We start from the raw sequence: 8,194 nt of genomic DNA, 5'->3' as shown, positions 1-8,194 counted from the left end.
CCTAGTTTTAATAAACCCTGCTGCATACTTTTCACATTCGAAAGCACTTCAACGTTGGTTTCAAAGCTGCGAGTGGCTGACATCATATCGGCCATTTCCGCCACCACATCAATATCTGGGTAGTAGACATACCCTTCATCATTCGCTAAAGGATTGTTTGGTTCAAAACGCTTTTCAGCTTGGCCCGCATTCTGTACCACATCCATAATGCGAACTTCCGCGCTTGGATATGCGCTGTCACTCGCCGCCATTTGAGTTTTGTTGTATACCGTCGCAAAAACTGGTTTCAGCGCTTTATAGGCATCATCCGAGTTTGCCGACACCGCATCAGCATTAGCTAGGTTACTGGCTACGGTATTCAGACGAACGGTTTGTGCCGACATTGCTGAACCAGCAATGGAATAAATATCAGTAAATGACATTGTTAGCGTCCTTCTATTGCTTTGGCCAAGCCATTAAATTTCAAATTAAGAAATGTCAGACTGGTCTGAAAATCCATATTGTTCTGAGTAAACTTAGCCTGTTCTATACCCAGCTCTGCTGTATTACCGTCTTTGCTATTTTGGTAAGGCACTGGGTATTTCGTCTCTACTTGAAACTTCTGCACGGGTTCGTGAACACTGCCCGAGCCCGTTTGATTCATGACTGTGGTAAAACTCAAGTCTTTCGCCAAATACCCTGGTGTATCAACATTTGCTAGGTTACTGGCAAGGACTTTGGTACGCTGAACACGAAAGTTCAGCGCCTCTGGGTGTACACCTAACGCATTTTCGAATGTAATCGCCATGCATGTATCCTTAACTTAAAGTCGTAAAATCAGCTTGAAGACAACAGGATAACTACAAGATACGTGCCAGAAGAAAAAAGCTTTAAAACCAATGAATTACATAAAAGAAAGGAAAAAACACTTCCGGATTGCGGAACTCATTCATTCGAAGGGGAAAATGACCAATTCTTCGAATTCTCTATTAATCATGACCTTGATGTGGGCGCTTTCTTGTGCTGTTTATTCGGCAGAAGATACGTCCTTTGAAGAAACGCTGAAAAGCCAAGTAGCTGAACATTTAAAGCAAGAAGTTGCGGTAATAGCCAATTCTCAGCAATGGGGAAACTATCTACTGACTTACGATATTTGGATACCCGGCGCTGCGAACTATCTTCCTGACTGTCCCACTCATCTGGTCATAACGGGAAAAGATTATCAGCCGTTACCAGTTGGGAATTTAAAGCGCTCGGTTAACTGTGAAGATCTCAATTCGCCCTGGCGTATCAATGTCACGATAAAATCCGTGCTAACTCTTCCTGTAGTGGTCGCAAAAACAACCTTAAGGCGTGACGAAACCATTCAAGCATCCGACCTAAAAATGGAAAAGCGGACTTTAACTCGTCAGGAAGATTTTTATACTGGCATTCAACAAGCAATAGGATTAGAAACCACCCGCCGTATTCGATCGGGCCAAATAGTGAGCCCAAATATCCTCCGCTCATCGCCGTTAGTCGAAAAAGGTAATGAAGTGATGATCATCGCAAGTAAAGATGGGTTTACTGCCACGACAAAAGGTTTAGCTCTAGAGCAAGGAGCAAAAGGCCAACAAATTGAAGTGCAGAATAGTGCGTCAGGCAAAGTAATTCGCGCAGTCGTCACCGATTTAAACCAAGTACATACTCAATTTTGATCTCAAGATTTTCTACCTTTATCTGCATTATTGAATATAAAAATAAAATTTAACGTTTATTCGACAGCAGTCGCCTTTACAACATAGGCAATGGTTTTTGGAGAATTCAGGATGAAAGTTGATAAAGTCACAGGCGGTGATGTTCCACAGCCTGAATTTCAGCAAACAAGCAGAGAATCAGTGAAAACACTGACACAAGTACATGGGAACGAGAACGTATTCAACAATGATATTGCTGCAATTGAGCAGGCTCAAGTTGAAATGGTTACGCTGCCAGACATCGACATGGCAAAAGTTGAACAATTTCGCAATGCGTTGTCTCGTGGTGAGTTAGGTTTAGATACCAAAGCACTCTCTAAAGCTATTCTGCAGTTTCATACGGGTCACGAGTAAAATAAGGATCATTAAATAGGAGTGAAATATGGCTGTGACGACCTTTCACCTGATCCGGGCTTTTGTGCACTCAATCGATGAAGATATCAAACGCTACCAGCAGCTGCTGGATCTCTTACAACAGCAAAAAATGCTCTATTTCAAGTTTGATGAACACACATTGAGCAGCATTGTCAGCCAGCAAATGGCTATTATTGAGCAACTAAGCCGTTCTGCATCAGAAAGAAGTCAGTGCATTAGAAAACTTGGCCTACCAAACAATGAGCAGAGTGTCTACCGCATCTTTAATGCACTACCATCCAGGTTCAAGACTCAAGTAAGAGAACAGTGGAGCCTGTTAAAGCTATTAGTAAAAGAATGTCAGCAAATGAATCGGAGTAATGGACAAAGTTCTGCCGCGCTCTATGAACTTATCAATCAAATTAAACATCCTGTGCAATACACTTATGAAGAGTGCCTGTTCTATTAAACACTTCACGCCTTGCCGGCTTTTGTCCTCATCACTCCGTTGGTGTCAGGCAGGCTTATTTTTTTCTGCACTCGCTATTTTTTCTTTCTGCCCCTCCACTGTTGCACAACCTTTGGCCAAGGATATTCAACAGCAATATAGCGTTCTTAAGCCTTATCAGAGAAAAATAGAGACGCGTCTGAACAAATTTGGCCCTCTAGTGAATAACATATTTAAGCAGCTTGAAGAAAAATCTTTGCCATTGAGTCTGGTACTAGTGCCAATGTTGGAGTCTTCTTATAACGCCAATGCTGTGTCACACGCAAAAGCCGCGGGCTTATGGCAATTGATTCCAGCAACAGCAAAACGTTTTGGTCTTCAGGTCACTCAAGACCAAGATCAACGATTTGATAGCCAAGCAAGTACGCAAGCCGCCCTTAGCTATTTCCAGTTTCTTTACCACAAATTTGACAATGATATTGCATTAACACTGGCTGCCTACAACGCTGGTGAGGGTCGGGTTTCAAAAGCAATAAAATCTGCGGGCAGTACTCAGTATTCTCAACTTACACTACCCGAAGAGACAAAGCAGTATATCAATCGCTTTTACGCCTTATTGGAAATGATTGATATCGATGATTTAAAGAAGAGCTCTTTTCAGCCTTTCTATTTGTTCAATAGCAACCAAGTAAATATGAACACTCCACTCATCGATCTCTCTCCTCTCCCCCCACTCATCACATTATGACCACATGCCTTGAATGTGATCTTAATCAGGACGGTTGACTGGGTAACGAGAGCGTGCTGCCATACTATTAGAGATTGTCTGATTGAATACTTAGTGAGATCGATAAAAGGAGATCTGATGAAAACTAGATGGATTGTTGTGGTAGGGCTGATTAGCTTGCCACTGCATGCTAATCAATTGAACACCTCAATCCCAGCGATTGTGAGCGGTGATATTGCAAAACAAGTCTGTTATTACCAAGACCAAGCTCATTCTGAAGGTGCAGTGATTCAAGCTGGTGAGATGTATCTGACTTGTCAACGAGCCAACGATTTTGAAACCAATGGCTCGCTGAAATGGCTGCCGTTTAATCAGAACATAACTGAAGTGGAAGAACCTAAGCCAATCCGCCCATAGGAGGGATGCTGTTGATCACCCTTCCGTTTCCCCGGACACCACAGTTGAAACTGACTGAGTGGTGGCAGCCATTCGCTCATTTTCGTGCTGCTAAACATTATCGTCAATAATAGCCCTGCATTTGAATTACTACACAATGAGAGCCCATAGTACTACCAGCGAAACAAACGAAGACAAGAAGACATTTCTGATGATCGCACACTTATTTACGAGTGACTTCTCGCTTCTCAAAAGCTCTTTCTGTCTATTGTGTATACTAGTTAAGAATAGACAGAGTCCAAAACACAGAGCAACTAAATGGTAACTCTTCACCCGCAAGCTTTTAACAGGGATTACGCCAAAAATACGGGGGTCTCATACTCCATTTGGAACATATGGTGTTCAACGATTTTTCGAAGCCAATGATAAGCAGAGCACTGTTGCAACTTTAATTTGCTGTCTCAGTCAGCGAGAACCTGCGTTCACGGAACCGCTCTCCTAGATAAGAGCGAGTCACGTAGCAACACTTGCGCATTAAAACGTAGTTGCGTAGAGCTCGTTCGGCTGCATTATTCGTCAGTGGGCAATTCTCCAAAGCCTACCTAGGAACTGGAGCGGTCGGAACCGCTGTGGCTGCGTGTATCGAACACACCTTACCTTATCTAGCGATAAAAAACACAGGTCAGAGTGATCATCCACAGAGGGTCTCTTTAGGCCATCCAGGCGGAACGATGTCGATCGATGCCATGATTTGTGACATCGGTTGAGACTACCAGAACCGTCGTGCTCAACTAGGGCAGACAGCACGTCTTTTGATGTCTGGGACGGCTTATTTAGACTAACTGACTCATGTCACGAGCTTAGTGATACTCACGTAACCTTTGACTGGCTTAACTGGATTAACCTAAAAACTTAAAGAAGTAAGGTGGAAATAATTGAGAAGTCTTCCATCGATTGCTCTAGTCTCATTTTATCTCTAAACAAGGCTAACGCCGCGTTACGGTGTGAGCAATGCCACCACATTACCGTAAACACAAAACCCAACGCAAAGCGAAAATCCAAGCGTTGGGAATGACTCTTTAATACTTTTCCATACACTTAAATATAGGCTTTAATTTTTTTTATTAGTGGCTTGGTTACGTTTTTATCGGTCCAATACTTGCCATGGCTCCATGGTGTCCAACTTGTAAAAATGCCACCAGCATTAATAGCGTGGTCATCCACCAGCTCACCATACTCGTCACTCAATGGCGAAAGCGGCCAACCCAAAACATCATCTTTGTCGAAATAATTTTCCCATTTAAAATCGTCACTGATTTTTCGTATAGGTTTTATTGGTTTAAGGCCTCCAACAAACATTGGAATATTACAGCCGGTTGTTAACAGATAGACGCAGCTTCCTAGGCGCCTGAATTTTTTTACATCTTGCACCGCATCTGGTTCCAAACCGTTAAATACACCGAGATCATTTTGTGAATCCCAAATGTAGTTGGAAATCACTTGGCATCCTAAGGATTGAGCCACGATAACAACAGGCTTATTACTGTCACCTAACTTCAAATAGGCCTCATCGAGCGCGCGGATGATCTCCAATTGTACTTGAACATACTGATCACTAACTTTTGAACGCGCGCTATGTTCTAATGAACCCGCATCAGAGAACCCAAACAACAAAAATCGGCGCAGTATTGCACCGTCTAACGGGTAGCGGTTCATCTTTTGCCAAATGTCGTTCTGATTATTTTGTAAAATTGGTTGATATTGAACCGGAATGAAAGCTACTTTTGACCAATCATCTTGCAAACTTTTAATCAGCTTTTTCCTTAACCCATCAAAATAGCTGGGTTTATAATCCCCCATACCATGTAATGTAATTACCGCAATTTCTTTGCTCATTGCCTTAATCTCCATGTTGATATGTACATAGAGTTAAGTTCAACATTTTGAGCTCGTATAGTTAAATAAGCGACATTTGTGAGTTTAGGCCTAACGCAGCGTTAAGATACGACAACGTTAAGTGTTTATAAGAATTTAGCCAACTGTGCTAATACCTTATCGATAGCATTCGCTACCTGAGCTAGCACTTTAAGCTTATCTTCTGCGCTCTTTAACGCTTTTTTCGCTCCTTTCGCTTGATTGATAAGCTCCTTAAGACTACCTTGTCCTTTAGCGAGTGTGACCGAATTGTTTTCCAGTATGGCCACATTGTAGGCATAAATTTGGTCACCCAGTTGTTCGCATTGTAGTAACAACGGCTCATCTTCTGGATCTAACATGACGGAGTCAAGATAGCTTTGAAGTTCGTCATACATACTTTCCAATTCAGCGTATGCAGTGTTGTGGCTATGGTCCATTAGTTAGTCCTCTAGGCTATCGCGAAACTCTTTGATCGCATCGATCTGTGTCTTAGTAGATTTGAGCGCTTTCTTGGCCGCGTCCTTCGTTAAGTCGTCATCATTTTTTAAAGATATGACTATCGATTGGTTCAACTTTTGAATATCCACTAAGGCACGTTCAAGTTTTGCAAACTTCGCATCTAGCTCGTTTATGCGCACTCTGATCTCATAAGCTTTCTTGTAAGCATCGGCCCGCTCTTCAAGTGAATGATAGAACGTCACACAGCGTATGTTTTCACTGGTTTCACAGCGATTGGGGTTGTTGAGTAGATACAGGCGAATACGCAGTTCTTTTTCCAAAGAAACCTTTGTCGCTTTCTTCCAAGAGTCCAATTCACCCTCTAATGATTTAAATGCGCTTTGAACTATATTCTCTGATTCAATGACGATTTTCTTTAATAGGTCATAACGCTTTTTCTCTGTATAAGCACGCGCGATTGCATTCACGCTAGTTGAGAGCAATTCAACGTCGTTTACATCAATCTCTCCGACTTGGGGCATCTGGGATAGAGATACCAACGACGAATTTAACTTCTCCGAGTATTTATCCAGAGCTTCGCTTCTATCGTCGGTCGCAAGCAGATAAATACTCTGGGAAAATGTATTCAAGTTCTTGAGTAGAGCCTCTTGACCAGCATTGTCGATGATAGAAATATCTAGGTCTGATCCAGTGACACCATCCCGTGTTGCTTTCATCAGTTCAGCGTTAATGCGCGCGTCATCGGCAGATTCATATACAGCGATTAGCGCGTCTTGAACTTCTGTAGATTGCTTGGCGTACTCTCCCACCATTGTAATCGATTCATTCGATGCACAACCACTAAGACCTATCACTACCAGCGAAGCCGTTGTGATAAACCGCAACCTTGGAACAGCGGAGACTTTAATCCATTTAGTCATGTATTTTCCCTTTTACTATTATGGAGTGTGCGCGCTAAGCGATACAAATTCCGTACTTAGGCAGGACATCTCTGATCACTTCTATGCGATAGGTTTTGAGCGCATCATGAAAGAGTTTCCAGTCTGAATTTAAAAAAGATGACGAGTAGCGATAAACAAATTCACCGTCTTGTGTAAAACCTTGCCCCCTCGCCTGTTGCTTCCAACTGTTCTCTCCATCTTTGTCAAACGACAAATCGACGGCAGCAAAGCCAAATTTTCCTTCTCGCAGCCACTCAAGCCACTTGGTATGGCGAGCTTCACCATTTTCATCATCTATGGTTGTTAAAGCGTGTTCTATTAAAGAGCGCTGCTGCGCGGTCAAACCTGGTTGATTATCGATATTGATCTCGGCGTCACCATGTTTCCAACACTGCAATGCTTTGCACATCGCATCCGCAGCTTGTAGAAATATCAAGGTATTGTCTCTTATTACGTGTTCCCCTTCTCCATTTAGATAATTCCAAGAAGTGTAAGGTCTATCAGGAAAAGAGAGAGCCGCACCATGGCCAAGAGGAGAAGAAGCAGATACCCCACCACTAAACAAATCATCTTTAATTCGTTGTAACAGAGAGCTGGAAGACGATTCGAGGTTATCGACTTTGTTGTAGTCGTGGATCACCCCAGCAAAACCTTGATGGGCAAAAGTATCTGCATAAACATGCATGGCGATCCCCATCAGATGAACGCCGTAGGGCTTATGCCAATGTGTCGCGACCATTCTCAGCATATCTCTTGCAACCGCGCTGTCTGGTTTGCAAACTAGTCGATGTATAAATCGTCCATCTGGTTTAACGTTTGAAGGAAAGCCTTGGTTGCCAGGAAGAAAGTGAAATGGTATCCATACCTTATGATTTGCAAGCTCTTGCGTGTTTCGATAGTCGAGCATTTTGTGAGCAGATACAATACGGTCGTACATCGCACCATTATCAAAATGGATTGGCTTATCATTTGTCGCCTCATCTACATATTGAGCCGAATACGCTACTTTTTCAGCGTCGTGATGCTCAATCCCAGCATACCGAGCGATAACGTAAGTAAGAGTATGATGTCCATCTATTTGCATTCGAGCCTCCATTGGCATGCCTATTACATTGAGCATGCTGCAGCGAATAGAGTCACAACCGCCGAATGGCGAAGCAGTATCAATCTCGGCTTACTTGCGCTTCTTGAACGGTCTGTTTGTCACTGCATACTGAGTATAAAACGTTGGAAATAT

Annotated in this window: 11 protein-coding genes and 1 pseudogene; 5 read left to right on the top strand and 7 right to left on the bottom strand. The window is 42.8% G+C overall.

Annotated elements, in window-relative coordinates:
• A partial coding sequence (gene flgC / locus HCZ42_RS19925; protein WP_167422447.1) for a flagellar basal body rod protein FlgC occupies positions 1–422 on the bottom strand: 422 nt, incomplete at its 3' end.
• A 2-nt stretch (positions 423–424) separates the two neighbouring features.
• A complete protein-coding gene (gene flgB / locus HCZ42_RS19920; protein WP_167422446.1) occupies positions 425–787 on the bottom strand; it encodes a flagellar basal body rod protein FlgB in 363 nt (120 codons plus the stop codon).
• Positions 788–878: 91 nt separating this feature from the next.
• On the opposite strand from flgB, the gene flgA reads away from it, so the two are divergent.
• The 5 genes from flgA to HCZ42_RS19895 all read left to right on the top strand — a co-directional run bounded on the left by flgA (position 879) and on the right by HCZ42_RS19895 (position 3,661).
• Entirely contained in the window at positions 879–1,676 is a 798-nt protein-coding gene (gene flgA, locus HCZ42_RS19915) for a flagellar basal body P-ring formation chaperone FlgA (protein ID WP_167422445.1), read from the top strand.
• A 111-nt stretch (positions 1,677–1,787) separates the two neighbouring features.
• Entirely contained in the window at positions 1,788–2,069 is a 282-nt protein-coding gene (flgM, locus tag HCZ42_RS19910; protein ID WP_167422444.1) for a flagellar biosynthesis anti-sigma factor FlgM, read from the top strand.
• Between the two features lie 28 nt (positions 2,070–2,097).
• On the top strand, positions 2,098–2,538 hold the full coding sequence (flgN, locus tag HCZ42_RS19905) for a flagellar export chaperone FlgN (protein WP_167422443.1): 441 nt from the start codon (positions 2,098–2,100) through the stop codon (positions 2,536–2,538).
• Positions 2,516–3,265 (top strand): lytic transglycosylase domain-containing protein, encoded by a 750-nt coding sequence (locus HCZ42_RS19900; protein ID WP_167422451.1) that lies wholly within the window; start codon positions 2,516–2,518, stop codon positions 3,263–3,265. The genes flgN and HCZ42_RS19900 overlap by 23 nt, the downstream gene beginning before the upstream one ends.
• 117 nt (positions 3,266–3,382) lie before the next feature.
• Positions 3,383–3,661, top strand: a complete 279-nt coding sequence (locus HCZ42_RS19895) for a DUF1496 domain-containing protein (protein ID WP_167422442.1) — start codon at positions 3,383–3,385, stop codon at positions 3,659–3,661.
• A 457-nt stretch (positions 3,662–4,118) separates the two neighbouring features.
• Here the strand turns inward: HCZ42_RS19895 and HCZ42_RS21930 are convergent.
• The 5 genes and pseudogenes from HCZ42_RS21930 to HCZ42_RS19865 form a co-directional block, all read right to left on the bottom strand.
• Positions 4,119–4,217, bottom strand: a pseudogene (locus tag HCZ42_RS21930) (hypothetical protein); the annotation flags it as partial.
• Between the two features lie 521 nt (positions 4,218–4,738).
• A complete protein-coding gene (locus HCZ42_RS19880) occupies positions 4,739–5,536 on the bottom strand; it encodes a hypothetical protein (RefSeq protein ID WP_167422440.1) in 798 nt (265 codons plus the stop codon).
• 125 nt (positions 5,537–5,661) lie between these two features.
• Positions 5,662–5,994: a hypothetical protein gene (locus HCZ42_RS19875; protein WP_167422439.1), complete on the bottom strand. Its 333-nt coding sequence runs from the start codon at positions 5,992–5,994 to the stop codon at positions 5,662–5,664.
• Between the two features lie 3 nt (positions 5,995–5,997).
• Positions 5,998–6,936: a hypothetical protein gene (locus HCZ42_RS19870; RefSeq protein ID WP_167422438.1), complete on the bottom strand. Its 939-nt coding sequence runs from the start codon at positions 6,934–6,936 to the stop codon at positions 5,998–6,000.
• Between the two features lie 34 nt (positions 6,937–6,970).
• Positions 6,971–8,041, bottom strand: coding sequence for a DUF6765 family protein (locus HCZ42_RS19865; RefSeq protein ID WP_167422437.1), 1,071 nt, complete (start codon positions 8,039–8,041; stop codon positions 6,971–6,973).
• Positions 8,042–8,194 lie beyond the last annotated feature (153 nt).

The sequence above is a fragment of the Vibrio hepatarius genome (genome assembly GCF_011806575.1).
In the GTDB taxonomy this organism is placed as follows: Bacteria; Pseudomonadota; Gammaproteobacteria; order Enterobacterales; family Vibrionaceae; genus Vibrio; species Vibrio hepatarius_A.
The sequence above is the reverse complement of the archived record's forward strand: the minus strand, read 5'-3'. Positions and strand labels throughout refer to the sequence as shown.

Bases quoted from the DNA above. Each gene is read 5' to 3' on its own strand.
- flgB (WP_167422446.1), bottom strand. From the start codon at position 787: ATGGCGATTACATTCGAAAATGCGTTAGGTGTACACCCAGAGGCGCTG.
- flgA (WP_167422445.1), top strand. From the start codon at position 879: ATGAATTACATAAAAGAAAGGAAAAAACACTTCCGGATTGCGGAACTC.
- flgM (WP_167422444.1), top strand. From the start codon at position 1,788: ATGAAAGTTGATAAAGTCACAGGCGGTGATGTTCCACAGCCTGAATTT.
- flgN (WP_167422443.1), top strand. From the start codon at position 2,098: ATGGCTGTGACGACCTTTCACCTGATCCGGGCTTTTGTGCACTCAATC.
- HCZ42_RS19900 (WP_167422451.1), top strand. From the start codon at position 2,516: ATGAAGAGTGCCTGTTCTATTAAACACTTCACGCCTTGCCGGCTTTTG.
- HCZ42_RS19895 (WP_167422442.1), top strand. From the start codon at position 3,383: ATGAAAACTAGATGGATTGTTGTGGTAGGGCTGATTAGCTTGCCACTG.
- HCZ42_RS19880 (WP_167422440.1), bottom strand. From the start codon at position 5,536: ATGAGCAAAGAAATTGCGGTAATTACATTACATGGTATGGGGGATTAT.
- HCZ42_RS19875 (WP_167422439.1), bottom strand. From the start codon at position 5,994: ATGGACCATAGCCACAACACTGCATACGCTGAATTGGAAAGTATGTAT.
- HCZ42_RS19870 (WP_167422438.1), bottom strand. From the start codon at position 6,936: ATGACTAAATGGATTAAAGTCTCCGCTGTTCCAAGGTTGCGGTTTATC.
- HCZ42_RS19865 (WP_167422437.1), bottom strand. From the start codon at position 8,041: ATGCAAATAGATGGACATCATACTCTTACTTACGTTATCGCTCGGTAT.